We start from the raw sequence: 24,147 nt of genomic DNA on the forward strand, positions 1-24,147 counted from the left end.
CCGACCGCCCCGACCGCCCCGACCGCCCCGACCGCCCCGACCGCCCCGACCGCCGAGCTGACCGGATGGATCCGGAAGGCCTTCACCGGCGCCGGGATTACCCACGACTGCTTCGAGAAGGGCACCGGCCCCGGCGTTGTGCTGCTCCCCGAGGTGCCGGGCATCACACCCGAGGTGCTCGGCCTGGCCGAGCACCTCGTCGGCGAGGGGTTCACCGTCGTGATCCCGTCGCTCTACGGCGTGCCCGGCCAACGGGAAACGGTCGGATACACGATGCAGGTGATGGCCAGGCTGTGCGTCGCCGCCGAGTTCGCCGCGTTCGCCACCAACGCCCACCGCCCGGTCGCCGACTACGTCCGCGCGCTGGCCCGCGACCTCGCCGGCCGCACACCGGGCCGTGGGGTCGGGGTGATCGGCATGTGCTTCAGCGGTGGGTTCGCGCTCGCCGCCGCCGTCGACGACACCGTGCTCGCGTCGGTGCTCAGCCAGCCGTCGGTGCCACTTCCGCTCAACGCGGCCCGGCGGGCGGACCCCGGCCTGTCGGGTGGCGAGCTGGACCGGGTCGCGGAGCGCACCACGGCCGACGGCTTGTGTGTGCTCGGGCTGAGGTTCAGCGAGGACCGCCTCGCCCCCGGCGAGCGGTTCGCGTCGCTGCGCAGGCGGCTCGGTGACGCGTTCGAGGTGATTGAGCTCGACTCGTCGCGCGGCAATGCGGCGGGCTTCGGCCGGGCCGCGCACTCGGTCCTGACGAGGGAGGTCCGCGAGACGCCCGGACATCCGACGCCGGCTGTCCGGGCACGGGTGAGCGAGTTCCTTCGCGAACGGCTGGAGCTCGCGAACGAGTGAAGTCGTAGGGAGTAGAGCGGTGATCGTCGAGACGTGATGTGTGGGGGCGACAGATCCGTCGCCCCCACACCATTCCTGACGATCGTTCCTCGGGCGCGGCTACCTCGGGTGCGGTTACGAGCCGTCGAGCACCTCGCGCAGCCGCTTGGCGAAGCCGTCCGGCTCGCCGGGCATGCCGTACTCGTCGCCCAGGAACCCGCCGTGGTCACCCGGGAAGCGGACAAGCTCGGCCCCGATCGCCTTGGCGACCGCGTCCGCGCCGCGCGCGGCCATCGTCTGGCCGGAGGCCTCGCCACGGGCCATCACGATGCGGGTGCCCGCCGCCCGCAGTGCCTTCAGATCGGGCTCGAAGCTTGTGCAGTTGCGCAGGTTCTGCCCGAGGAGGACATCGTTGCGGCTGCCGTCGTCCTCCACCGGCAAGCCGAACTGCGCGGGGTCGACCGGCGGGTACTGGTAGCCCTCGGGCACCTCCCCGTCGTGACCGACGAGGATCATGAACTTCGCCATCCCCGGGCCGAGCCCGTCGCGCTGGTAGGTCTCGTGCATGTCCTCGATCGCCGCGGTGAGCGCCTTGTGGTCGGGCAGGATCGTGGCCAGCGGAGGTTCGTGGGCGACCAGCGTGCGCACCTGCTCGCCGTGCCGGGCCACCCAGGCCAGGGCGTTGACGGCGCCGCCGCTGCTCGCGAGCACGTCGACCGGCCCGCCGCCGATCGCCTCGACGAGCCGCTGCAGGTCACCCGCGTGGTCGTCCGGCGTGATCTCGCCATGTCCGTCCGTGCGCGTGCTGCGGCCGGTGCCCCGGGGGTCGTAGGTGATGACCGGGCGGTCGGTGAAGTGGCCTGCCAGCGTGGTGAATCCCGCCGCGTCCATCGGGGAGCCGATGAGCAGCAGGGGCGTGGCGTCGCCGAGCTCGCCGCGTACGTCGTAGGTGATGGTGGCGCCGGGCGCGTCGAGGGTGCGAGTGGTGAGAGCGGCGGTCAACGTGGCCTCCTGAGGGGTCGGTGCGTAGTCGCGGACAGCAGTGTGGACTCTCGGTTGGCCCAGAACTCATCGGCCCGCGCCGACCGGACGGCGCGGAGCCGGCAAGCGCGTTGACCGATTCCGGGGAAATGTGAAGACTCGCGGCGTGCCAACGACGGACAGCTCCCCACAGACCGGCTACGCCCCTGTGAACGGCCTGCAGATGTACTACGAGATCCACGGCTCGGGTGGTACACCGCTGCTCCTGCTGCACGGCGGGCTGTTCAACATCGACCTGCAGTTCGGCCGGCTGATCCCCGGGCTGGCAGCGACGCGCCAGGTGATCGCCGCCGACTTCCAAGGCCACGGGCGGACCAACGACATCGACCGGCCGCTCACGAGTGTCGACCTGGCCTCCGACCTCGTCGGCCTGCTTCAGCACCTGAACCTCACGCAGGTCGACGTCTTCGGGTTCAGCGTGGGCGGCGCGACGGCCCTCGACCTGGCCATCAAGCATCCGGAGCTGGTCCGCAAGCTGATCGTCTCGTCCACCTCGTTCCACCCGGACGGGAACCGCCCGGAGAACAGCGAGGCGGTGGGCCAGATGACCGTCGAGATGATCGCCGGCACGCCGATGGAGCAGGAGTACCGCGCCAAGTCCCCGCACCCGGACAAGCTGCAGGACCTGCTCGACAAGCTCGGCACGTTCAACGAGGGCTCCACCGGGTGGTCCGACGCCGAGATCGAGGGGATCGCTGCGCCGACGCTGATCACGATGGGCGACTGCGACGCGTTCAAGCTCGAGCACGCCGTCAGGTTCCTGCAGCTGCGTGGCGGCGACGTCAACGGCGACTTCGTCGGTGTCCCGTCCTCGCAGCTGGCGGTTTTTCCGGGGACCACGCATTTCTTCGGGCTCGCCCGCACCGAGCTGGTCCTGGACGTGGTGCGTCACTTCCTCGATGCCCCGATGCCCGCGCACTGACCAAGTGCGGAGCATGGCCCCTCCGTTCGCGGCCCGAGCCTTGCGGTAGATATTTACGCCGTTCGCCCCTATCCGAGGGGGCGTGCGGCGCAGCCGCCGTTCCAACTGTGCGGCGGATCGTCCCGTACGCACGGGCTCAAACGATGCGGGCTTCGATGGACGTGGCTCCGGCAGCGAAGACTAGGGCGGCCGCTCCAGCCCGGGACCGGGGGCTCCGGAGAGAGCTCGGCGACTGTCCACATTGCACACTCCGCCGTGCTAGTGTCCGATTCGTGCCCATCGTGCGGATCGCAACCGTCGTACAAGGCCCGGCGCTGCCTGGCTGATGGTTCGATCTTCCGTGATCACCCGGAGTGACGAGCAGGCGTGTCGATTTGCCGTCCGCCTGCCGACGGCCGCCCAGCAGCTCGCCTGCGATGGCGACACCCTGCGCCCGTCGACCGTCGCGCGGGTTCGCCTCCGCCCCGAATCGGCACCGCGGCACCACGTTCCTGTAGTGGCTCACCACCCCTGACCAAGGAGAAGACGTCACCGATGGTGTTCAAGAAGCTGCTCGGCGCGCTCGGCGTCGGCGGTCCGAGCGTCGACACCGTGCTGTCCACCTCAGCTGCGCGTCCCGGCGCGCTACTGACAGGACGTGTGGACGTCGTGGGCGGCACGCAGGCCGTCGACATCGAGCACATCACCTTGTCGCTGGTGACCCGCGTCGAGGTGGAGAGCGGGGATCACGAGCACGACCGCAGCGTCGAGTTCTACCGCGCACAGGTCGCGCGCTCCATGACGCTGCCGGAGGGGCAGCAGCAGTCGATCCCGTTCTCACTGCATGTGCCGTGGGAGACGCCGATCACCGACGTGTACGGCCGGCACCTGCGCGGCATGACCGTGGGCGTGCGCACCGAGCTCGCGATCGCCCGCGCCGTCGACAAGGGTGATCTCGACCCCCTCCAGGTCCACCCCTTACCCGCCCAGGAGGCCGTGCTGGATGCCATGGGCCGCCTGGGGTTCCGGTTCCGTTCCGCGGACCTGGAGCGTGGGCACATCCGCGGCAGCCGCCAGACCCTCCCGTTCTTTCAGGAGATCGAGTTCGACGCCGCCCCGCAGTACGCGCACGCCTGCAGCCAGGTCGAGCTCACGTTCGTCACCGATCCACACGTCGTCGGGGTCGTGCTGGAGGTCGACAAGCGCGGTGGGCTGTTCTCCGGCGGCCACGACGTCTACCACTCGTTCCAGGTCCCCCATGCCGGCGGCGACGGCACCGACTGGGCACAGGTCATCGACGCGTGGTTCCAGCGTGACGTCCTGTCGTACGGCCGCGGGCACGGCGGCGCTCATGGGTACGGGCACCACGGGCACCACGGCTCCGGCATGGGCGGGATCGTCGCGGGCATCGGCGCCGGGCTCGTCGGCGGCTATGTCGCAGGCGAGATCATGGACGAGGCCTTCGAGGGCGACGAAGAGGGCTGACCGTCCCACGGATGGTGGCTAGCTCCACGAACGTTGCCGGCGTGATCGCGGGATCAGGGGCGGCGGAACGGGGGCGGGCAGGCGTGCGTTCGAACTCCATGGACGGACCGCACGTCTCTGAGCGGCTCGCAGCGGAGCGGGAGGAGACGGCCGATCGGATTGCCGCGCTGGAGCGGCAGGTCGGGTGGTTGGCCGAGCAGCAGGCGCTCGACACGTACGACGACGAGCACGACCCGGAGGGCGTGACCCTCTCGGTCCAGCGTGCGCAGTTGCTGGGCCTGCTCGGCGGCGCCCGCCGTGACCTCGCGGCTCTCGACCGGGCGGCGGACCGCGTCGCGGCCGGTGTCTACGGAAGGTGCGTGCACTGCGGGGGAGACATCGGCGAGGCCCGGCTGGAGGCACTGCCCGCCGCCGAGACCTGCATCGCCTGCGCGGAGAGCCGGCGGCGCCCCCGGCGGTGAACGGCAATCCGCCAGTTGCGCATCGCGCAACTCGTTGACCGATCCGAAGCGCAGCGGTAGCGTCCTCGCACGCTGCGTGAGGCGAATTCGGGGCGATATCCGAATCGTACTCAACGCCGTGAAAGCCACTACGGACACCGGAGTCCGACTGCGGAGAATGTCGGGGCGTCCGTCGTCCCTAATACTGCCCGCGGTCGGTGAACTGATCCGGAATGATGGAGCCGTAGATGTCGAACGGTGCCCCCGCTGTCCTTCCCCACCACAACCAGCCCTCGGTCGACCAGTCCGACCGCTTCGTCCCGATCAACCTCCGCCAGACCGGCCCGACCCCCGTCGAGATGCTCATCTCCACGCGGATCCGGAAGTCGCCGTACTGGCACCTCTCGATGGCGGCCGGGTGCTGGCGAGCGGAGGTGTACAACCGTGTCTACCACCCGCGCGGGTACGTCCGCCCCGAGGACGGCGGCGCGATGGCCGAGTACGAGGCGCTCGTCAACGACGTCACGATGTGGAACGTCGCGGTCGAACGGCAGATCCAGGTCAAGGGCCCGGACGCCGAGGCCTTTGTGAACTTCGTGATCACGCGGGACGCCACGAAGATTCCCGTGATGCGCGCCCGGTACGTGATTCTCTGCAACGAGGACGGCGGGATTCTGAACGATCCCGTGCTGTTGCGGATCGCCGCCGACGAATTCTGGTTCAGTATCTCCGACTCGGATCTGATGCTGTGGCTACAGGGGGTCAAAGTCGGGCAGTCGGCGTTCGACGTGAAGATCACCGAGATCGACGTCGCGCCGGTCCAGATCCAAGGGCCCAGATCGGTCGACCTGATGACCGACCTCTTCGGTACCGAAATCGCCTCGTTGCCCTCGTACGGATTGATGGAGAGCACGGTCGCCGGGCTGCCGGTTGTGGTCTCCCAGACCGGGTTCACCGGCGAGAAGGGGTACGAGATCTACCTCCGCGACGCGACCCGGCACGCCGAGGAGATGTGGAACGCCGTGCTGGAGGCCGGGCGGCCGCACAACCTGAAGGTCGTCGCCCCCGCCCACCACCGGCGGGTGGCCGCCGGGATCATGTCGTGGGGCCAGGACATGGACGCCGAGACGCTGCCGTTCCAGGTCAACCTCGGGTACCAGGTGCCGCGGACGAAGGAAGCGGACTACGTCGGCAAGGCGGCGCTCGAGCGGGCCCGCGCGCTGATCGAGGCTGGCAGCCCGCCGTTTCGGATGGTCATGGTCGGCATGCGGGTCGGCGGCAAGCCGATCGACGACTACGCGCCCGACTTCTGGCTCGTCCGGCAACACCCCGACGCCGCGCCGGTCGGCTACCTGACCTCGCCGTGGTGGTCGCCGGAACTCGGCACGAACATCGCACTCGGATACGTGCCGGTCGAACTCTCAGGTCTGGGTACCGCGCTCGCGGTCGACCTCCCCGACCAGTTCGCCGACGTCGCGGGCCGTCCGGTGGAGGCGGAGGTGGTCGAGGTTCCGTTCCGGCCGTCGGTCAACCCGAACACGCGTGAACGGCTGAAGGAGCGCGGGCTCGACAGCGCGGTGTGAGCGCGGTCGGGCGCCATACGCGGGCCCGGCAGAGTCGGGTCCCTCGCCGAGCCCGGGCTGCGCGGGCAGGGTGGATGCATGCGCGCGTGGGTGGTGACCGATCCGGGTCCGATCGACGGTGGGCCGCTGCTTCAGGTCGAGCTGCCGGAGCCGGAGCCAGGATCTGGTGAGGTCCGCGTCCGGGTGCTGGCCTGCGGGGTGTGCCGCACGGATCTGCACCTGGCCGAGGGGGACCTGCCGCCGCGCCGGCCCCGGACGGTGCCGGGGCACGAGGTGGTCGGCGTGGTGGACGCCCGCGGTGCCGGGGCGGACCGGTTCGCCGAAGGCGACCGGATCGGGATCGCCTGGCTGCGCGGAACCTGCGGGCGCTGCCGGTGGTGCCGCACCGGCCGGGAGAACCTCTGCCCCTACGCGGTGTTCACCGGCTGGGACGCCGACGGCGGCTACGCCGAGTACGCCGTGGTGCCCGAGGCGTTCGCCTACCGGCTCCCCGCCGAGCTCGGGGACGCGGAGGCGGCACCGATGCTGTGTGCCGGGATCGTCGGCTACCGGGCGCTGAAGCGGGCGGAGCTGCCGCCGGCCGGCCGCCTGGGGATCTACGGGTTCGGCGCGTCCGCTCACCTCGTCGCGCAGGTGGCGATCGCCCAGGGGGCGCGCGTGCACGTGCTGACCCGGTCGGAGGATGCGCGGAAGCTCGCCATCCGTCTTGGTGCCGCGTCCGCGGGCCCGGCCGATGCGGCTCCCCCCGAACCGCTCGACGCGGCGGTGCTGTTCGCACCTGCGGGCGAACTCGTCCCGGTCGCGATGCGAGCCCTCGACCAGGGCGGCAGCCTCGCGATCGCGGGCATCTACCTCACCGACGTGCCGCGCCTCAACTACGCCGAGGAGCTGTTCCGGGAGAAGCAGATCCGTAGCGTCACGGCCAATACCCGCGCGGACGGTGAGGAGTTCCTGCGTCTTGCGGCGGCGCTGCAGGTGCGGCCATCGGTCACGATGCGGCCGCTGGCCGAGGCCGACCGGGTGCTGGCGGACCTGGCCGCGGGCCGGATCACGGGCGCCGCCGTACTCGTGCCCTGACCTCTCGCGCTGACTCCCGGTCAGCTCGCGGAGCCCTCCGGGCGGCACAGGGTGAGCGGCAGCATCCGCAGCGCGCGGGCGTGCAGGTCGGTCAGCGCCGTGGGCGCGCCCGTCAGGTGGCGGAGCAGTGCGTACTGGAAGAGCCCGTCGAACATCGCATAGGCCTCCGGCGATGTGACGGTGAGCGGCGCGCCGCTCAGCTCCGCGTGGCGCGTGACGATGCGCCAGATCATCTGCTCCAGGCCGGCGTCGAGCTCGAGGACGTCCGCCCGGAACGACTCTTCGAACAGCGCCTGGGAGCGCATGTCGTACCAGAGCCGGTGCAGGTACGCGTCCTCACGCAGCGTGGCCACCAGGGCGTCGGCGAAGCCGTGCGCGAGCCCGTCGGCCGTGCGCGCTGAGGTCACGATCTCGTCGTAGCGCAGCACGCACTGCGTCTTGTACTGCCGCACGCAGTAGGTGATCAGCTCGATCTTGTCGGCGAAGTAGTAGTGCAGCACGCCGTGGGAGAAGGCGGAGTTCTGCGCGATCTCCCGCAGGCTGGTGCGCGCGTAGCCGAGCTCGGACAGCGTCTGGATCGCCGCCTCGGCCAGCTCGCGGCGGCGCTCGGCGAACTTGTCGACCTGGCGGCGGGAGACCCGGTCAACCCTTTCGTCGGCTCTCGTCACGCGGGAATCGTAACTCAGCCCTGCCGCACCGCAGGCTGGAACTTGACAACTGTCCAAGAAAATCTTGACAAGTGTCCAGAGATCTCCCTACGTTGTGGTCCGCATCACTGGCGATGGCGAGGAGTGTCGGATGAGCGTTTTCGAACTGACCGGGCGGCGAGCCCTGGTGACCGGAGGGGCGCGCGGGCTCGGCGCGGGCATGGCGCAGGCGCTGGCCGCCGCGGGCGCATCGGTCATGATCGCCGACATCCTCGAGGACGTCGGCGAGCAGACCGCCAAGACGATCTCGGCCACCGGCGCCACGGCCGGGTTCGTGCGGCTGGACGTCACGAGCGAGCCCGACTGGGAGGCAGCCGTCGCGCACACCGTCGGTGAACTCGGCGGGCTCGACATCGTGGTCAACAACGCGGGCATCGAGGTGACCCAGCTCATCGTCGACGCCGACCCCGACGACGTACGGCGGATGCTCGAGGTCAACGTGCTGGGCACGACCCTGGGCATCAAACACGGCCTGCGCGCCATGCGTCCCGGCGGCGCGGCGGGCAACGGCGGCACGATCATCAACATCGCATCGGTCGCCGCCACCATCGCCTTCCCCGGGATCTCCGGCTACTCGGCCACGAAGTCCGCCGTCGACCGGCTCACCCGCGTCGCCGCGATGGAGTCCGGCAAGCTCGGTTACGGCGTGCGCGTCAACTGCGTCTACCCCGGCCTCGTGCCCACGGACATGGGCATGAAGCTCGCCGTCGAGACGGCCGGGCTCGGCCTGTTCGCGGGCCCGGAGGAGGCCGTCGCCGCCGTCGTCGAGCTGACCCCGTCCGGGCGGCTGGGCGAGGTCGCCGACATGGCCGACGCCGTGGTGTTCCTCGCCTCCGACGCGTCGCGGTTCGTCAACGGAGTCGGCCTGCCGGTCGACGGCGGAATGGGGATGTGATCGGCCGTGACTGAGCCCACCAGCAAGCCCGTCGTCGTCTACGGCGTCTCCGGCTACACCGGCCGGCTGATCTGCGAGTACCTGCGCGAGTACAACGTCCCGTTCATCGCGGCCGGCCGCGACGGCAAGAAGGTGCAGGAGGTCGTGGACCGGATCCCCGGTCTCGACACCGTCGACCACGAGGTCGTCGAGGTCGCCCACGACGTCGAGTCGCTGACGTCGCTGTTCCGCGGCGCCTCGGTCGTCTGCAACACCGTCGGCCCGTTCATCAAGTTCGGCGGCGAGGTCGTCGAGGCCGCACTCGCGGCCGGCTGCCACTACCTAGACACCACGGGGGAGCAGGACTGGGTGCTCGACGCGCAGGCGCGCTTCGGCCAGTCCTACAAGGACGCGGGGCTGCTGCTCTCGCCCGGCGTCGCGCAGATGTACACCACGGGCGAGATCGCTGCGAACATCTGCCTGGAGACTCCGGGGCTCGACACCCTCGACATCCTGGTGCTCTGGAAGGGCTTCCCGACCTACGCCTCCACCCAGACGATCTTCACGATCCTCAAGGCCGACTGGTTCCGCCTCGAGCAGAACCAGTACGTCGCCTGGGACCACACCACCACCCGCGAGTGCGTCGTGCCCGGCCAGCACGGCACGGCGCTGACCGTCCCGTGGGGCGGCACCGCCCACCCCGTCTGGTTCAAGGACGACCCGCGCGTCTCCACCGTCACGGCCACCGGCGGTGTGCTCGACCGCGCGGTGATGGACGGGGTCGTCGCGACCACGGCGATGTTCGAGGAGCAGATCCGGCCACTTGACCCAGCGGCGCAGGAGGCCGCGCTGGCCGACATCGCAGCGGGCCTGCAGGCCGGGATGCCGCCGCGGGAGAACCCGCGGATCAACACTTCGGTCGACTCGGTGCATGCGTCCGGGCCGCTGGGCCGCGCGCACTGCGTGATCCACGGCAACAGCAACTACAAGCAGACTGGGCTGCTGCAGGCCTACGCCGCCTACTCGCTGCTGCAGCAGCCGCCCCGGCGCACCGGGCTGGCGTCGGCCTGCCAGGCGTTCGGGCATCGGGAGCTGCTCGGCGCGCTGCGCAGCTTCGGTCTGGTGCTGGAGCCGGTCCTCACGGTCCACTCCTGACATGAGCCTGACCCAGTACCTGGACAAGGGCGCGTCGCTCGGACGCGAGGCGCCCTGCCTGACCCTCGGGGACGACACGCTGTCCTACGGCGACGTCCAGGACCTGAGTTCGTCGGTCGCCCGGGCGCTGCGGCGCTCGGGCGTCCGGCCCGGGGACAAGGTCGGAATCCTTTCGGGCAACGACCCGGTCGCGTTCGCCTGTGTCTTCGGCATCGCGCGCCGCGGCGCCGTTTGGTGCCCCATCAACCCTCGTAATGAGGCCGAGGAGAACCGCGAGCTCCTCGACCTGTTCGACTGCACGTGCCTGATCTTCCAGAGCGCGTTCGCGCCGCTCGTGGCGCGGATAGCCCCGCAGCTTCCGCAGCTGACGGTGCTGGTGTGCCTCGACGCCGACCTGCCGGACGCACCGTCGCTGCAGGGGTGGCTCGCCGAGGCCGGCGCGGACCCGGCTGGTGACGCGGCGGGGGACCCGGCGGACGCGCCCCCACCCGACGACGTCTCGCTGATCGTGGGTACCGGCGGCACCACGGGACGACCCAAGGGGGTGGTGCTCACCGGCCGCAACATCGAGACGATGTCGGCGCTGACGCTGATGGGCTACCCGTTCGACGGGCGGCCGGTCTACCTGGCGCTGGCCCCGCTCACGCACGCGGCCGGGGTGCTCTGTTTCCCGATCATGGCGCTCGGCGGGCGCGTGATCGTCATGGCGAAGCCCGACCTCACCGAGTTCCTCGCGCTCGTGGCTCGCCACGGTGTCACCCACACGTTCCTGCCGCCGACCCTGATCTACATGCTGCTGGCGCACGACGACCTGGCGTCGACGGACCGATCGTCGCTGCAGTGCTTCTGGTACGGCGCCGCGCCGATGTCGGCGGCACGGCTCGAGGAGGCGCTCACCGCGATCGGCCCGATGGCGCAGCTGTTCGGGCAGAGCGAGGCGCCGATGATGATCGCGATGATGTCGCCTGCCGACCACTACCGCCCCGACGGCACCGTCGCGACGGAGCGGTTGTCGTCGGCGGGCCGGCCCGCGCCGCTGGTCACCCTGGCGATCATGGACGGCGAGGGACGGCTGCTGGAGCGGGGCGAGCGCGGCGAGATCGTCGTCCGCAGCTCGCTGGTCATGGCGGGCTACTACAAGAACCCCGAGGCGACGGCGGACGCGTCACGTCACGGCTGGCACCACACCGGCGACATCGGCTACCTCGACGACGACGGCTTCCTGTTCATCGTCGACCGCGCCAAGGACATGATCATCACCGGTGGCTTCAACGTGTACTCGGCGGAGGTGGAACAGGCGCTGATGGCGCACCCGGACGTCCGGGACTGCGGGGTCGTGGGCCTGCCCGACGACAAGTGGGGGGAGCGGGTCACGGCGGTCGTCCAGCTCCAGCCCGGGGGCACCGCCACGGCCGACGAGATCGTCGCGTTCGTGAAGGTGAGGGTCGGGAGCGTGAAGGCGCCCAAGCAGGTGGAGATCTGGCCGGACCTGCCGCGCTCGAAGGTCGGGAAGGTGCTCAAGGCCGACATCCGGGCGCGGCTGCTGCCGGTCGCGACCGAATGAGCGTCCACCTCGGACGAGCTTCAGCGGCGCTCGCGGCACCGATGTTCGTGACCGGGGTCGCGCTCGGCGCAGACGCGGCACGGCTGGCCGTCCGGAGCGACCATCGAGGCGGGTGTGACGACGTGGCCGCAGACCGCGGAGTAGTAGCCGTTCTGGTAGCTGTTGGCCGAGGCGATCTCGGTGTCCCGCACGGCGTGTGACAGCCCGTCCGAGATGCACGTGATGGACACCGTAGCGGGCCCCGTCCCTACCAGTTCGTGCCCAGCCAGGTGGTGCGCTGCCGTTCGCCACGCCGGATTGCCCACGATCCCCACTCCGCCAGTCGCCGGACAGCTCCGCTCGCGCTGGGAGCGCCCAGAGCACGCCGTCGGGGACAGCTTGTCGGCTGCGGCGTGGATCGGCAAGCGCGCCTGTGTAACAACGTCTGCACGTGCGTCTGCAAGATGCGTCGAGCAGGGTTGACACGCCGGCCCCACGGTCGGGAGACGACCTGTCGCGAATCGGGAGGCGTCGGCACCGATGGGCCGGGCGGCGAACCGGACATGCAGGTCAGGCGCTACGGGTGTGCTCCGGCGAGACGTTCACTGTGGACGGTGCCTGGACAGGCGTTGTCATTGCGGTAGCATCTCCGCGCCGTGGAGTCGATCAACTACCGCCCGTGTTGCACCGGCTCGATGCCTAGCGGCTCCCCGCTGACCTGCCCCGGACAGGAAGGACACGATGCCGTCGCCCGCCCCGCCCATTCCGCACGGTGAGCCCCACCAGAATGGCTACTTCAAGGGGCGCGCGTCGCCCGAGAGAAGTGCGCAGGTCGTGGCGGAGGCCAAGGTGAGAAGGTCACGGTCCGGCCTCCTGACGATCGGCTGGGTACTGCTGGCCGTGTTGGTTGTCGGCGCCGCTGCAGCCATGGTGGCGATCTCGACCGGCACCGTCATCTCGTCCGCGATGGCGCTCGTCGTCATCGCCTCGACGGTCCTCGTTGTCGTCGTTGCGCTGGTCTGCGCACTGGTGGTCGTCCGAAAGGCGCTCGCAGCGGAGGGAGACAACTCTCCGCAGGCCGGCGCCGAGACAAGTGACGACAATCACGAGCAGCGCCCGGCAGCCCAGAGCTCCGACGAATCCGGTGGGCCCGAGCCCGCGGTAGGGCAATGGGAATCGGGGCAGCCGGGGGTCGAGCAGAACCACGAGGTATTCGGCCGGATTGCGAGCCGCCTGCAGGCGAAGGTTGCCAGGGCGTTCGTCGACCTTGACACCCTGGAACGGAGCATCGAGGACCCTGAGCTCCTGGCCACGGTTTTCAGTCTCGATCACCTCATCACGCGCATTCGGCGTGAGGTGGAGAACCTCTCCGTTCTGGGCGGCGATACCCCGCGGACCCGCTCGAGCCAGCCGGCCGAGGTCAACCAGGTGCTGCGGCTCGCCGTCGCTTCCACCGAGGACTACCAGCGGATCATGACGTTCCCACTGCGTGGGACCAAGATCCATGGTCACGTGGTCGCCGAGCTCATCAACCTCCTCGCCGAGCTGCTGGACAACGCGACGACGTTCACCCCGCCGCAGGCGCCGAAGATCGCTCTCAGCGCGTCGCGGGTCGCGGCCGGCCTCGCTATCGAGGTTCACGACCGCGGCATCGGCATGCCTCCTGAGGACATCGAGCGGGTCAACCGCCTGCTCGCCGGCTACGCCGACGTCGACCTGCACCAGCTGTTGGGGGAGGGGCGCATCGGCTTCGCGGTGGTCAACAAGCTGGCCCCGCGGCACAACATCAGGGTGCAGCTGCGTGCCAACATCTTCGGCGGTATCGACGCCGCGGTGGTCATCCCGCAGAACCTGATCAGCGAGCCGGAGGAGCTGTACGGGCCCGCCCATGCGCGGGGGACGTCGATGCGCCTGGAGCCAGGCGCCGGCCGCACCCAGCCTCCCTTGACGGGCGGCCAGCAGCCCCAGCCGCGATCCCGGTTGGCGGAGTGGCCGCCGGACGGGCGGCGGAGCGATCCGGCTACCGCCGCAGCGGCCGGCAACCAGCCCTCTCCGTTCCCACGATCCTGGTCGCGGGAGTCCGAGGACGGGCAGGACGGGCCGCGCCCACCGCGCCCGGCGCCCGGCGACGCGGCCCGGCCTGCGGCTGTTCCGCCCGCGGAACGCCCGCCGCTTCCCCAGCGCGGGTCCGCGACCTACCTTCGGCCGGAGCTGCGTGAGCCACCCCGGATCCCCAGGACCAGCGTCGGCCACAATCCCGACCTCTTGGTCGACGTCATGCGCGGCCGCGAGGACGCAGAGCTCGAGAACAGCGATGGCGGGCAGTAATGGATGATCTCAACTTTCTTCTCGAGGACCTCGTCAAAACCGTTCCCCAGACCAGGTGTGCAGTCCTGCTGTCGGTGGACGGGATCAAGACACACTGGAGCGGCGTCGGGGCCGACGACGCCGACGTCCTGGCCGCAATGGCTTCCGGCATGATCTCTCTCGCCCACCAGGTGGGCGCGAAGTTCGGCGGCAACCAGGACAGCGGCGTCCGTCAGGTCATCACGGAACTCAGCGGTCTGTACCTTTTCGTCACGGCGGCCGCAGGCGGCACGGTGCTGACGGTACTGGCCGGGCGCGACGTGAACACCGGGGCCATCAGTTTCGAGATGGCGAAGCTGTGCAAACGGGTTCCGACCCGCATCGCCACACCCGCCCGACGGAACACGGCCACCGGCACTGGAATTCGCTGAACGATGATTGACGGCGATAGCGACCCCGAGCTCAACCCGGACGGACATTCGCAAGCCGGAATCGAAGCCGATCCGTGGCGGGCGCGGCCGTTCACCGTGACGAACGGGAGAACGGAACCGAGCGCGAGCCTCGACCTGATGACGTTGGTCAGGGCATCCAGTCGCGCGACTCCGTCGTCCGACTGGTTGGGGATCGACCACGGCCCGGTCTTCGATCTGTGCCGCTCCTCGATATCGGTCGCCGAGGTCGCCGCCCGTCTGGGGCTCCCGCTCACGGTCGCGAAGATTTTACTCGCCGACCTCGTCAAGTTAGGAGTTGTCATCACCAGGGCGCCGACCGAACTCAACGAAACCGACCTCACCACCTTGGAGGCAGTCCGCGATGGTCTCCGGGCCCTATGAGGAGCGGGAGCAGTTTCCGACGCAACTGAAAATACTCATCGCGGGTGGATTCGGCGTCGGCAAGACGACCTTTGTGGGGTCGGTCAGTGAGATTCCACCGCTGACCACCGAGGAACACCTCACGGCCGTCAGCGCCGGCACCGACAAGTTGGTCGGTATCGAGAGCAAGACCACCACGACGGTGGCGATGGACTTCGGCCGCGTCACCCTTCAGGGCAACATCAAGCTGTACATGTTCGGAACGCCCGGCCAGGACCGCTTCTGGTTCATGTGGGACGAACTCTGCCGGGGCACCCTCGGGGCCGTTGTGCTCGCGGACACGCGACGGCTCGCCGACTGCTTCCCGACCATCGAGTTCTTCGAGTCCCGCAACATAGGCTTCCTGGTCGCCCTCAACGAGTTCGACGGAGCCTTCCGGTACGACACCGAAGAGGTGCGGGCCGCGCTGCATCTCCACCCGCTCGTTCCGATCATGCATTGCGACGCCCGAAGCTTCGATTCCGCCAAAAGCGTCCTCGTGTCGTTGCTCGACTTCGTGATCAAGCGAACCCGAGCCGAAGCAGCGACCGGCGACGACCCGATCACAACGGTCAGGAGCATGTAATGACCTACGACCCGGCTGGCAGCTTGGCCGACGCGCTCGACAACCGATTCGTCGCCGCTCCCAGCGACCCCGCCGCCCACCACCGGGTGCAGCGGTTGCGCGCGCTTGGCCTCGGCACCGCGCCGGACCCCGAGTTCGACGAGCTTGCCGCCAAGATCGCCCGGATGGCCGGCACGCCGTACGCCATGGTCAACTTCGTCCTCGACACACATCAGTTCTTCGCCGGGCTCTACGAGGCGTCGTCCACAGGTGCTCCCGCGCTCGAAGCCGCGCAGGCGGCAGCACGCGGTCCTGTGGCCCGCACGATGGACCTCGAGCACGGCTTCTGCCCACACGTCGTCGACATCAAGCACGCCCTTGTGCTCGACGACGTGTGCGCGTGGCCGCGGTTCGCCGGCAACCCTGTTGTCGACGAGATCGGCATCCGGTCCTACATCGGGGCGCCGCTGGTCGACAGCTCCGGCATGGTGCTCGGCACGGTGTGCGCCATCTCCAGCCGCCAGAGCACATGGGGCAGCCCCGGCGTTGAGATGATCAAGTCGATGGCGGCCGAGGCCATGGAGCTGATCGCCCGACGCGAGCGAGGGGGGTCCTGAACAACTCGGGACTACTGCGCGAAGCCAAGGCGGCGCCATCGCCGCGGTGGAGTCGGGCCCGATACAACAGTGGTATCGGGCCTCCCAGGACGCCGCCCGCTACGGCCGGAGTCGTTCAGGACTGCTTGGCCTAGGCAACTCGCAACGCAGCGCTGCTGGCCCGCAGCTCCGCGGCCAGCAGTTCCGACCACTCAGTGCGTTGCGGCGCTGAGTGGAGGGCTGCCTCGGCAAGGCGCAAGCGCTGAATGTCCGAGGTGCCCGCCGGGGCATAGATGTGGTACGCGTCGCGGACGAGGCGTTCGAGTCGACCGTCGGCGGACAGCCCGTGTGCGGCGTGCACCTCCATCGCGGTGCGCGCGGAGTCCAGCGAAAGCTCCACGTTCTGCAACTTCGCGTTCATGAGGTAGGGGTCGCAGGGGATCCCTTCGTCCAGCATGTGCGATGCGTGGTAAGCGAGCACTCGCGCGGTGATGAGCGAGGCGTTCATCTGACCCAGCTTCTGCTGGATTGCGGGCTCCTTGCTCAGCTCGTAACCGCCGTGCCGGCGGTTCGCGACGAACTGCCCGGTCTCCTCCAGGAGCGCTTGATGGATGCCGAGTGACACCGCGGCCAGATTCAACCGCCCGTACAGGACGCTCGACGAGTAGGCCACGTTGAGACCGCCGCCCTCCGGGCCCAGCCGGTTGGCTGCCGGAACACGACACTCGTCGAAGATGAGCTCGCCGAAGCTGAATCCGTTGAGCCCCATGGTGGGCCGGTACTCGCCCAGCGACAGGCCGGGCCGGTCGGACTCCACGATGAAGGCTGTGAGCCCACGGGAACCCGAGTCGGTGCGGACCACGACGCCGTGCAGATGGCCGATGTGGCTGTTGCCGACGAACACCTTCCCGCCGTTGAGGACGTACTCGTCGCCCTCACGCCGAGCCGTGCTGGTCATACCGAGAACGTGACCACCCGACTTGTGCTCGGTGACCGCGATGGTGGGCAGGTACTGACCGGCCGCGATGCCGGGCAGCAGGCGGTCCTTCTGCTCCTCCGTGCCGAAGTGAAGGATCTTCGCCACGCCGAGCATCGATGCCTGGGCCATCGCGCCCATGGCTCCGGAGACCCGCGCCAACTCCTCGATGATGATCGTCTTGGCCAGGTGGCCGAGCCCCATCCCGCCGTACCCGGGCCCGATGGTCACGCCGATCCAGCCCTGCCGGGCGATCTCCGTGGCCAGTTCGACCTCGATCGACCGGGATTCCTCCATGTCCGCGATTCGGGGTTGAATGACCGTTTCGGCGAAATCCCGGACCTTTTCCCGAAGTTCGTCGTGAATTTTCGTGGTGAAGGTGCTGGACGGTATTCCCTCGGATGTCACCTGACGGCCCCCCTGATTTGTCGCTGCCCCGACAAGGCTCCCCAGCGGCTGGGTCGCCTGATCATTTTGCCACTACCTGGAGAATATCGCAACGGTGTGAACGAGACGTTCCTGTGATCGTCGGCTCATGTCGGCGTCCAGGTCTGCGTGCCAATGCAGCACTCGACACTATTCGCAATGGCCGTTGACATCCCGGCGCGGTCATACTGCTCCGCGCGTGGCGTCGCCGAGTTCCGCAGATCAACCATAATGCGCGAATTGCCGGAGGGAAGGATCCCGCCGCTCGGCGTGGCTACCGTGCCCGCGGCGGAGCGCGGCTCGATGGGTGCCGGCAGCAGCAGCGGTGGTGCCCGTAGCGGCGGGCGAGTGTCTCGCGACGCGGAGTGGGGACCGCTGCGGAGAGTGCGCTGCCCTCGTCGCGAACCAGCCGTGTGAGCCGGCTCGCTCCGGCAGTTGCCAGGTTCATCGTCGACCCCGCACGGTCCGGGTGGCACGGGGTGGGGTGCTCGGAGCCACGTCGGCGTGTCGGTCGGCGCGCTGCTCGGCTCGGCCGCGCATGAGTTCCAGCCTGGATGTGGTGACCATCGGTCGGTGCTCCCCCTCCAACATGCACCGGCCGGTTTCCTCACCCGGTGCCACCACCCCTGGTGAACTTCAAAGAGTAATCGCTGGCGTGCGGATGGTCATGGGGCCGAACGGGTTCTGGTGACGGCGCGTGTTCGGGCGTATGTAGTTCGGTGGCGAGACCGGGCGAGCCGACCCGTACGGCTCAACCCGCTCACAGCGCGTGACCGTCGCCGGACCACAGCCGGAGGCCACCGCAGTGCCCCGAAGGTGACCACGGACGCACAGAGATCAATCGGATGGATCGGCCCATTGCCGCCCTTTTCCGGCCCGGATCCACACGTCGCGCACACTCCTGAAAGGCGGGGGTAAAGTCGGGCCCTAAGTGGGGCGCGTCACGCCGGCTCGTCCGCCCGCTGCATTGTCGCTAGGCTCGCGAATTTGGAATCGGCGGGTCTGGAGGCTAAGTGGGTCATGGATTGGATTGGTCGACCGAGTGGTTGATGAGCATTGTGTGGATTGTGGGTGTCGGCGCGGCGACGGCTGTCGGGTGTGCCGTTGTCGCCGTGCTGGTCACCCGCTTCACGGTCTGGGGTAGGCAATTCCGGCGCTTGGCCTTCGCTTACTTCTCGGTGCGCGTCGGCGGGTGGCGACCTCTGCTCACCGTGCTGCTCCTGCTGCTCCTGACTGTCGCCTCCGTGCGCCTCAGCGTGCTCTTGTCGTACCAGTCCAACGGCATGTACACGGCGCTCCAGAACCTCGACGGGGCCACTTTCGCCCGTTATGTGGTCATCTTCGGGGTCCTGGCCACGCTGTACGTCGTCCAGACGCTGATGTCGTACTACGTGCAGCAGGCGCTGGTCATCCCCTGGCGGGTGTGGCTCAACGACCGCGTCGTCGGCGACTGGCTCGACGGCCGGGCCTATCACCGAGGCCGGTTCACCCCTTCCGCGGTGGACAATCCGGACCAGCGCATCCAGGAGGACATCGCCACGTTCCCGGCCGACTCCGTCACCCTCGCCGTCGGCGCCGTGAGCGCGCTCGTCTCACTCGTGTCGTTCACGATCATTCTCTGGCAGCTCTCCGGGCCGCTGACCGTCTTCGGGTTCGGCATCCCGAGGGCGATGACGTTCATCGCGTACATCTTCGTGATCATCGCTTCGGTGATCGCGTTCCGCATCGGGCGCCCGCTGATCCGCCTGAACTTCCTCCAGGAGCGGTTCAGCGCCGCGTTCCGCTACGCGCTCGTGCGGATGCGGGACAATTCGGAGAACATCGCGTTCCACCGCGGCGAGCGCGTCGAGCACGACACCCTGTCCGGGCGGTTCCACGACATCGTCGGCAACGCCTGGGCGATCGTGTTCCGGAGCCTGAAGTTCCAAGGCTTCAACCTGGCGGTCAGCCAGATCTCGGTGGTGTTCCCCGTGATCATCCAGGCCCCACGCTACTTCGCCGGGCAGATCACGCTCGGCGACGTCCAGCAGACCGCTACCGCCTTCGGCCAGGTGCACGACTCCCTGTCGTTCTTCCGGAACGCCTACGACCAGTTCGCGAGCTACCGGGCCGTCCTGGACCGCCTGGTCGGCCTGCTCGACGCGAACGACCAGGCCCGCGCACTGCCCTCCGTCTCGATCGAGAAGGGCGAGGGCCTGGAGGTGCGCGACCTCACCGTGCGGTTGCCTGCGGACGGCCGGACGCTCGTCGATGCGTTGGATCTCAGCGTCGCCCAGGGCGGATCCCTGCTGGTCACGGGCCGGTCCGGCGGCGGGAAGACCACGCTGTTGCGCAGCATGGCCGAGCTGTGGCCGTGGGCCTGGGGGATGGTGCGCCGCCCGCTTGCAGAGGAGTCGCTCTTCCTGTCGCAGCAGCCGTACGTGCCGCTCGGGGACCTCCGGACCGCGCTGGCCTACCCCGGTCCGGCCGACCGCATCGACGATGTCCAGGCCGTGGAGGTGCTGCACAAGGTCCAACTGCCGCACCTCGTCGACCGGCTCGACGAGGTGGCTGACTGGGCCAGCCGGCTGTCGCCCGGCGAACAGCAGCGCCTCGGCTTCGCCCGCGTCCTGCTGACGCGCCCCCGCGTCGTGTTCCTGGACGAAGCCACCTCGGCACTGGACGAGGGCCTCGAGCACACCCTGTACACGCTGGTGCGTGAGGAGCTGCCCGACTGCACGGTGGTGAGCATCGGGCACCGCAGTTCGCTGCGCCAGTTCCACGACGACGTCCTCGAACTGCTGGGCGACGGCACCTGGCATACGGGAGCAACGCCGCGGTAGCCCAGCCCTCGTCGAGGTCCGCCTCATCACCTACTAGGTGGCTGGTCACTTGACACTGGTGACCAGCCACTCGTAGTTTGTGTGCCAGCTCATAGTCCGCGGTTGCGGCCGCTGCCTGGGGCGCCGTCGCTGTCCGGGCCGCCCGGCGCACGTCGAGAGGGGCGCGTCCATGGAAGAGAACACGGACCGGCCGCGGGCATACCGGCGGATCGACCGGGTGCGCGCAGCCGACCAGATCCTCGAGGACCTGCGCGATCGGATCCTGCGGGGCGAGCTCCCACACGGCTCGCGTTTCCCGGCCGAGCGGGACCTCGCGGAGCAGTACGGGGTGAGCTCGGGCACCGTGCGCGAGGCGGTGCGGGCCCTCGCCGCGATGGGGCTGGTGCGGGTGCGGCACGGCAGCGGGTCGTTCGTCACCGTGCGGTCGGAGACCATGATCGCGGTTTCGATGGCCTCCGCCATCCAGCTGGAGGGCTCGCCGGCCACCGACGTGATGGACATCCTCGGGATCCTCAACTCGCACGCCGCCGGGCTGGCCGCACGCAACGCGACCGACGGGGAGATCGCGGCGCTCCGGGAGGCGGCGGAGCGCCTGGCCGGCATCGACGACCTGGATCGCGCGATGACGGACCTGCTGCATTTCCTGCGGCAGCTCGCCTCGATCAGCCACAACGCGCTCCTCGCGGCGATGTGCGCCTTCCTCGCCGAGATCCAGGTGAATCTGGCGATCGAGCTCTCCGAGCGCCGGCTGCTCCCGCTTCAGGAGGTGGCGGGTGCCCTCTACCGAGACCGGATCGCGGTCGTCGAGGCGCTGGAGGCGAGGGACGCGGACCGAGCGGTACGGGTCACGAGCGCCTACCACGACCACGCCATGGAGCTGATCACCTCGTCGCCCACCGCCCGGCAGATCCGTGCCTCGGATCCGAGCTACTCGCAACTCCTCTCGTCGTTGATGAGCACCAAACTCGCGTCCTTCACCGGCTGAGGGTTCGCCTACGGCCGTTCGGCCACGCGGGCCGAACGGAGATCACAGGGTTTGTTCAGTGCCGAACATCTGAGGAGCCGCCATGAGCGCTGCCGGAAGACCTGACCTCGAGTCGATCATCAATCGCGGCGGGACGTCCCGCCTCCAGACGCTCATCATCGCCATCTGCACGGCGGTCATGATCGTCGACGGCTTCGACACCCAGCTCATCTCGTTCGCTGCCCCCGCCATCGCCGCGAGCTGGCAGGTCCCGCCCGCAAGCTTCGGCTTCGTCTTCGCCATCGGCCTCTTCGGCGGGCTGATCGGTGCGATCACCTCCGGTGTGATCGCCGACCGAATCGGCCGCAAGCCGACGCTCCTGATCACGGTTCTGCTCTTCGGGCTGGCCTCCCTCGCCACCCCGCTCGCCGGCTCGATGGCAACGCTGGGATTCATCCGGTTCATCACCGGCCTCGGCGTCGGCGGCGCGCTGCCCGGTGCCATCGCGATCGCCGCCGAGTACGCGCCGAAGCGGGCGCGGGCCACCGTCGCTGCGATCACCTTCTGCGGCATCCCGCTCGGTTCCGTGATCGGCAGTGTGCTGTCCTCGCAGCTCATCCCCGCCTACGGCTGGCAGAGCGTCTTCATCGTCGGTGGCCTGCTCCCGCTGCTGCTCGTCCCGCTCGTCGTCGTGTGTGTGCCGGAATCCATCCGTTTCCTGGCCCTCCGACAGGATCGGGAGGCGATCACGAAGCTGCTCACGCGGATGGGCGTCGCGGAGGAGGAGGCCGCCCGCGTGGAGATCAGCTCGGACGCCGAGCCCCCACGCGCCCCCGTGCGGAGCCTCTTCACCGAGGGCCGCGCGCTCGGGACCACGCTGCTGTCGCTCGCCCTGTTCCTGACGCTGCTGATGGCGTTCCTCATCGTCAACTGGATCCCCACACTCGCCACCCAGTCCGGGATCGGGACGTCGGCGGCCATCCTCGGCGTCGCGGCGCTGAACATCGGCGGCATCGTCGGCGCCCTCGTCATCAGCCGGATCTCGCTGCGGCGGCCGCAGGGGATGGTGATCAGCCTGTTCTACGCGCTGGGCGCGGTGGGCATCGCCGCTGTCGGGCAGGCCGGTTCGTCCGGCACCTGGTTGCTGGTCAGCGCGTTCCTCGCGGGCTTCTTCGCCATCGGCGCCCAGATGTGCACGGTCTCGCTGCTCGCCATCTACTACGACACCCGGTTGCGGGCGACAGGTGTCGGCTGGGCCATGGGCTGCGGCCGGATCGGCGGGATCATCGGCCCCGTCATCGGCGGCTCGCTGCTCGCCGCCTCGATCGGCATGGGGGCCATCTTCGCCGTCGCCGGCCTCGTCTGCGTGGCCTGCGCCGTCACCGTATTCGCCATCGGCCGGTTCGTGCTGCGCACCGCGTCGGACGACACTGCCCGGCCCGGCCTCGCCGCGGAGAGCGCCGCATGAAGATCGTCGCCTTCGACGACAGCGCCTGGGTCCAGGACCACCCGCTCGGCACGGTCTCCTTCCAGCACCTGCTCAAGGGGCAGCCGGACGCGCCGGACAACTTCATGTACATCCTGGGCCGGCAGGACGCCGACTTCTGGATGCCGCGGCACCGGCACAACTTCGAGCAGATCCGCCTTCCGGTCCGCGGGGACATGAACCTCGGGCGCGGCACGGTCCTGCGGGAGGGCGAGGTGGGCTACTTCCCGGAAGGCTTGGCGTACGGGCCGCAGGACGACCCGCTCGGCGACGCCGCGCCGGGCGAGCGCCTCCAGCTGGTCCTGCAGTTCGGGGGCGCGTCGGGCTGCGGGTTCATGAGCATCGAGCAGCGCCGCCAGGCCAGGAAGGAGCTCTCGGAGACCGGGAGGTTCGACGGCAACTACTACTGCCGGTCGGACGGCAAGGCGCAGTGGGGTCTCAACGCCATCTGGGAGCACGTCTATGGGGAACGGCTGCGGTATCCGCGGTCGCGCTACAAGGACGTGATCATCGCCGATCCGAAACGGTTCAACTGGCTTCCGGTGCCGGACGCGGACAACGTCCACCGCAAGCACTTGGGCTCGTTCTCGGAGCGGGGGGTGTGGATCGAGATGATCAGGCTGCGGCCCGGATCCCGCTGGTCGTCGGCCGATCCCCGCGGACGTCGGCTGATGGTCGTGCTGTCCGGCACGGGAGCAGGCGGGGAGACGCCGGTAGAGCGGCTGGCGGCCATTCAGGTCGAGTCCGGCGAGACGCTCGAACTCTCCGCCGAGACCGAGACCGAGATCTTCGTCGTCGGCCTGCCACCGGTGGACCTCCCGCAGGAGGAGTCGAAGGAGTTCGACTATGTGGAGATCAGCGACGCCGAAGGGGAGACGGCACAGGTCGCCGCTGAGGCCTGATCGGAGCCGAGGTGCGCTACCAGGCTCTGCACACATCCACGCACCGAGTGGCTCCGCGAGATGGACACGAGGGCTGTTCGATCAAGATCGAACAGCGCTGGTGCGAATCTCACGTGGCGCCCACGCCCCAACTGGACGCGTATGTGTGTGCAGAGCCTGTGTCAGAGCTGACGACACAAGGGCGACACAACTCTCTGTAGCACGTCGCCGCACGCGAGTACCCGCAGGCAGGGGCGGCGTCGTTCCGGCCAGCATCCAGGGGCTATGGCCGCTTGCAGTGATGCGGCTCATAGGGCTTCGCGTTGATGCTGGCAGAGCTGCGATCCGTGTTCGACCTTCAGGGCACCCGGGCCGCGGACGTACTTCATCCGATTTGCGGACCTGGGAGGCTCGAATGATCATCTGCGAACGCTGTGGCTGGCTGATCGCCGACGACTGCACCTGCCGCCGGCGCGCCGACTCGCTCTCGGTGGTCCGGGCCAGAAGCGTTGTGGAGAGTAGGCATCGGGAGGCGGTCGCCCGCGCGTACGCGGCGGGATGGCCCGCCCGGAGCTACCTGCAGCTGGGCCCGGAGCGCCGGGCCGCAGGGTGAGCTCAGGGGTGGGGGGTGTCGGCCACGCC

At 69.3% G+C, this 24,147-nt stretch carries 23 protein-coding genes; 19 read left to right on the forward strand and 4 right to left on the reverse strand.

All coding sequences use genetic code 11. The annotated features are described in order from the left end of the window. A partial coding sequence (locus tag ABD143_RS07775; protein WP_343973441.1) for a dienelactone hydrolase family protein occupies positions 1-846 on the forward strand: 846 nt, incomplete at its 5' end. Positions 847-960: 114 nt separating this feature from the next. On the opposite strand, the gene ABD143_RS07780 is transcribed toward ABD143_RS07775, so the two are convergent. After that, a complete protein-coding gene (locus ABD143_RS07780; protein WP_343973444.1) occupies positions 961-1,827 on the reverse strand; it encodes an alpha/beta fold hydrolase in 867 nt (288 codons plus the stop codon). Positions 1,828-1,972: 145 nt separating this feature from the next. Between ABD143_RS07780 and ABD143_RS07785 the strand changes: the two genes are divergently transcribed. From ABD143_RS07785 to ABD143_RS07805, 5 genes are all read left to right on the forward strand, one after another. Beyond that, positions 1,973-2,788 (forward strand): alpha/beta fold hydrolase, encoded by an 816-nt coding sequence (locus ABD143_RS07785; protein WP_343973449.1) that lies wholly within the window; start codon positions 1,973-1,975, stop codon positions 2,786-2,788. A gap of 534 nt (positions 2,789-3,322) precedes the next feature. Next, positions 3,323-4,252 carry a sporulation protein gene (locus tag ABD143_RS07790; protein WP_343973452.1) on the forward strand — a complete coding sequence of 310 codons (930 nt, stop codon included), beginning with the start codon at positions 3,323-3,325 and terminating at the stop codon, positions 4,250-4,252. Positions 4,253-4,263: 11 nt separating this feature from the next. Further along, positions 4,264-4,713: a TraR/DksA family transcriptional regulator gene (locus tag ABD143_RS07795; RefSeq protein ID WP_343973455.1), complete on the forward strand. Its 450-nt coding sequence runs from the start codon at positions 4,264-4,266 to the stop codon at positions 4,711-4,713. Between the two features lie 227 nt (positions 4,714-4,940). Continuing rightward, the gene (locus ABD143_RS07800; protein ID WP_343973458.1) at positions 4,941-6,275 is read left to right on the forward strand and encodes an aminomethyl transferase family protein; all 1,335 of its coding nucleotides are present in this window, start codon (positions 4,941-4,943) and stop codon (positions 6,273-6,275) included. A gap of 78 nt (positions 6,276-6,353) precedes the next feature. Then, positions 6,354-7,352, forward strand: a complete 999-nt coding sequence (locus tag ABD143_RS07805) for a zinc-dependent alcohol dehydrogenase family protein (RefSeq protein WP_343973461.1) — start codon at positions 6,354-6,356, stop codon at positions 7,350-7,352. A 20-nt stretch (positions 7,353-7,372) separates the two neighbouring features. Here ABD143_RS07805 and ABD143_RS07810 read toward each other — a convergent pair whose 3' ends face one another. Further along, positions 7,373-8,020, reverse strand: coding sequence for a TetR/AcrR family transcriptional regulator (locus ABD143_RS07810; protein WP_343973464.1), 648 nt, complete (start codon positions 8,018-8,020; stop codon positions 7,373-7,375). A gap of 130 nt (positions 8,021-8,150) precedes the next feature. Between ABD143_RS07810 and ABD143_RS07815 the strand changes: the two genes are divergently transcribed. The 3 genes from ABD143_RS07815 to ABD143_RS07825 are packed head-to-tail and all read left to right on the forward strand — an operon-like array spanning position 8,151 to position 11,652. After that, positions 8,151-8,954, forward strand: coding sequence for an SDR family NAD(P)-dependent oxidoreductase (locus ABD143_RS07815; protein ID WP_343973467.1), 804 nt, complete (start codon positions 8,151-8,153; stop codon positions 8,952-8,954). A 6-nt stretch (positions 8,955-8,960) separates the two neighbouring features. Beyond that, complete coding sequence (locus ABD143_RS07820) at positions 8,961-10,088, forward strand: DUF5938 domain-containing protein (RefSeq protein WP_343973470.1); 1,128 nt, start codon at positions 8,961-8,963, stop codon at positions 10,086-10,088. A gap of 1 nt (position 10,089) precedes the next feature. Beyond that, the gene (locus ABD143_RS07825; protein ID WP_343973473.1) at positions 10,090-11,652 is read left to right on the forward strand and encodes an AMP-binding protein; all 1,563 of its coding nucleotides are present in this window, start codon (positions 10,090-10,092) and stop codon (positions 11,650-11,652) included. Positions 11,653-11,672: 20 nt separating this feature from the next. Here the strand turns inward: ABD143_RS07825 and ABD143_RS07830 are convergent, their stop codons facing one another. Beyond that, the gene (locus tag ABD143_RS07830; RefSeq protein ID WP_343973476.1) at positions 11,673-11,882 is read right to left on the reverse strand and encodes a hypothetical protein; all 210 of its coding nucleotides are present in this window, start codon (positions 11,880-11,882) and stop codon (positions 11,673-11,675) included. A 490-nt stretch (positions 11,883-12,372) separates the two neighbouring features. Here ABD143_RS07830 and ABD143_RS07835 point away from each other — a divergent pair, with 490 nt between their 5' ends. From ABD143_RS07835 to ABD143_RS07855, 5 genes are read left to right on the forward strand one after another with little or no spacing between them, the layout of a single operon-like run. Beyond that, positions 12,373-13,959, forward strand: coding sequence for a sensor histidine kinase (locus tag ABD143_RS07835; protein WP_343973479.1), 1,587 nt, complete (start codon positions 12,373-12,375; stop codon positions 13,957-13,959). After that, entirely contained in the window at positions 13,959-14,369 is a 411-nt protein-coding gene (locus tag ABD143_RS07840) for a roadblock/LC7 domain-containing protein (protein WP_343973482.1), read from the forward strand. Before ABD143_RS07835 ends, ABD143_RS07840 begins: the two co-directional genes overlap by 1 nt. Positions 14,370-14,372: 3 nt before the next feature. Then, positions 14,373-14,771: a DUF742 domain-containing protein gene (locus ABD143_RS07845; RefSeq protein ID WP_343973485.1), complete on the forward strand. Its 399-nt coding sequence runs from the start codon at positions 14,373-14,375 to the stop codon at positions 14,769-14,771. After that, positions 14,752-15,375 (forward strand): GTP-binding protein, encoded by a 624-nt coding sequence (locus tag ABD143_RS07850; protein ID WP_343973488.1) that lies wholly within the window; start codon positions 14,752-14,754, stop codon positions 15,373-15,375. Before ABD143_RS07845 ends, ABD143_RS07850 begins: the two co-directional genes overlap by 20 nt. Beyond that, positions 15,375-15,971, forward strand: coding sequence for a GAF domain-containing protein (locus ABD143_RS07855; protein ID WP_343973491.1), 597 nt, complete (start codon positions 15,375-15,377; stop codon positions 15,969-15,971). Before ABD143_RS07850 ends, ABD143_RS07855 begins: the two co-directional genes overlap by 1 nt. A 130-nt stretch (positions 15,972-16,101) precedes the next feature. Here the strand turns inward: ABD143_RS07855 and ABD143_RS07860 are convergent, their stop codons facing one another. Further along, positions 16,102-17,334: an acyl-CoA dehydrogenase family protein gene (locus ABD143_RS07860; RefSeq protein ID WP_343973494.1), complete on the reverse strand. Its 1,233-nt coding sequence runs from the start codon at positions 17,332-17,334 to the stop codon at positions 16,102-16,104. Between the two features lie 1,067 nt (positions 17,335-18,401). Between ABD143_RS07860 and ABD143_RS07865 the strand changes: the two genes are divergently transcribed. The 5 genes from ABD143_RS07865 (at position 18,402) to ABD143_RS07885 (ending at position 24,118) form a co-directional block, all read left to right on the forward strand. Beyond that, positions 18,402-20,174, forward strand: a complete 1,773-nt coding sequence (locus ABD143_RS07865) for an ABC transporter ATP-binding protein/permease (protein ID WP_343973497.1) — start codon at positions 18,402-18,404, stop codon at positions 20,172-20,174. Between the two features lie 169 nt (positions 20,175-20,343). Then, positions 20,344-21,159 (forward strand): FadR/GntR family transcriptional regulator, encoded by an 816-nt coding sequence (locus ABD143_RS07870; RefSeq protein WP_343973500.1) that lies wholly within the window; start codon positions 20,344-20,346, stop codon positions 21,157-21,159. Between the two features lie 82 nt (positions 21,160-21,241). Further along, a complete protein-coding gene (locus ABD143_RS07875; RefSeq protein WP_343973503.1) occupies positions 21,242-22,606 on the forward strand; it encodes an MFS transporter in 1,365 nt (454 codons plus the stop codon). Then, a complete protein-coding gene (locus ABD143_RS07880; RefSeq protein ID WP_343973506.1) occupies positions 22,603-23,526 on the forward strand; it encodes a hypothetical protein in 924 nt (307 codons plus the stop codon). Before ABD143_RS07875 ends, ABD143_RS07880 begins: the two co-directional genes overlap by 4 nt. Before the next feature lie 394 nt (positions 23,527-23,920). Then, a complete protein-coding gene (locus tag ABD143_RS07885; RefSeq protein WP_343973509.1) occupies positions 23,921-24,118 on the forward strand; it encodes a hypothetical protein in 198 nt (65 codons plus the stop codon). Positions 24,119-24,147: the final 29 nt, after the last annotated feature.

The sequence above is a fragment of the Pseudonocardia aurantiaca genome (assembly GCF_039526725.1).
GTDB classification, from domain to species: Bacteria; Actinomycetota; Actinomycetes; order Mycobacteriales; family Pseudonocardiaceae; genus Pseudonocardia; species Pseudonocardia aurantiaca.

What these genes read in the sequence shown, in the direction of transcription:
- ABD143_RS07790 (WP_343973452.1), top strand. Translation starts at nt 3,323, where the DNA reads ATGGTGTTCAAGAAGCTGCTCGGCGCGCTCGGCGTCGGCGGTCCGAGC.
- ABD143_RS07795 (WP_343973455.1), top strand. Translation starts at nt 4,264, where the DNA reads ATGGTGGCTAGCTCCACGAACGTTGCCGGCGTGATCGCGGGATCAGGG.
- ABD143_RS07800 (WP_343973458.1), top strand. Translation starts at nt 4,941, where the DNA reads ATGTCGAACGGTGCCCCCGCTGTCCTTCCCCACCACAACCAGCCCTCG.
- ABD143_RS07805 (WP_343973461.1), top strand. Translation starts at nt 6,354, where the DNA reads ATGCGCGCGTGGGTGGTGACCGATCCGGGTCCGATCGACGGTGGGCCG.
- ABD143_RS07815 (WP_343973467.1), top strand. Translation starts at nt 8,151, where the DNA reads ATGAGCGTTTTCGAACTGACCGGGCGGCGAGCCCTGGTGACCGGAGGG.
- ABD143_RS07825 (WP_343973473.1), top strand. Translation starts at nt 10,090, where the DNA reads ATGAGCCTGACCCAGTACCTGGACAAGGGCGCGTCGCTCGGACGCGAG.
- ABD143_RS07835 (WP_343973479.1), top strand. Translation starts at nt 12,373, where the DNA reads ATGCCGTCGCCCGCCCCGCCCATTCCGCACGGTGAGCCCCACCAGAAT.
- ABD143_RS07840 (WP_343973482.1), top strand. Translation starts at nt 13,959, where the DNA reads ATGGATGATCTCAACTTTCTTCTCGAGGACCTCGTCAAAACCGTTCCC.
- ABD143_RS07845 (WP_343973485.1), top strand. Translation starts at nt 14,373, where the DNA reads ATGATTGACGGCGATAGCGACCCCGAGCTCAACCCGGACGGACATTCG.
- ABD143_RS07850 (WP_343973488.1), top strand. Translation starts at nt 14,752, where the DNA reads ATGGTCTCCGGGCCCTATGAGGAGCGGGAGCAGTTTCCGACGCAACTG.
- ABD143_RS07855 (WP_343973491.1), top strand. Translation starts at nt 15,375, where the DNA reads ATGACCTACGACCCGGCTGGCAGCTTGGCCGACGCGCTCGACAACCGA.
- ABD143_RS07865 (WP_343973497.1), top strand. Translation starts at nt 18,402, where the DNA reads ATGAGCATTGTGTGGATTGTGGGTGTCGGCGCGGCGACGGCTGTCGGG.
- ABD143_RS07870 (WP_343973500.1), top strand. Translation starts at nt 20,344, where the DNA reads ATGGAAGAGAACACGGACCGGCCGCGGGCATACCGGCGGATCGACCGG.
- ABD143_RS07875 (WP_343973503.1), top strand. Translation starts at nt 21,242, where the DNA reads ATGAGCGCTGCCGGAAGACCTGACCTCGAGTCGATCATCAATCGCGGC.
- ABD143_RS07880 (WP_343973506.1), top strand. Translation starts at nt 22,603, where the DNA reads ATGAAGATCGTCGCCTTCGACGACAGCGCCTGGGTCCAGGACCACCCG.
- ABD143_RS07885 (WP_343973509.1), top strand. Translation starts at nt 23,921, where the DNA reads ATGATCATCTGCGAACGCTGTGGCTGGCTGATCGCCGACGACTGCACC.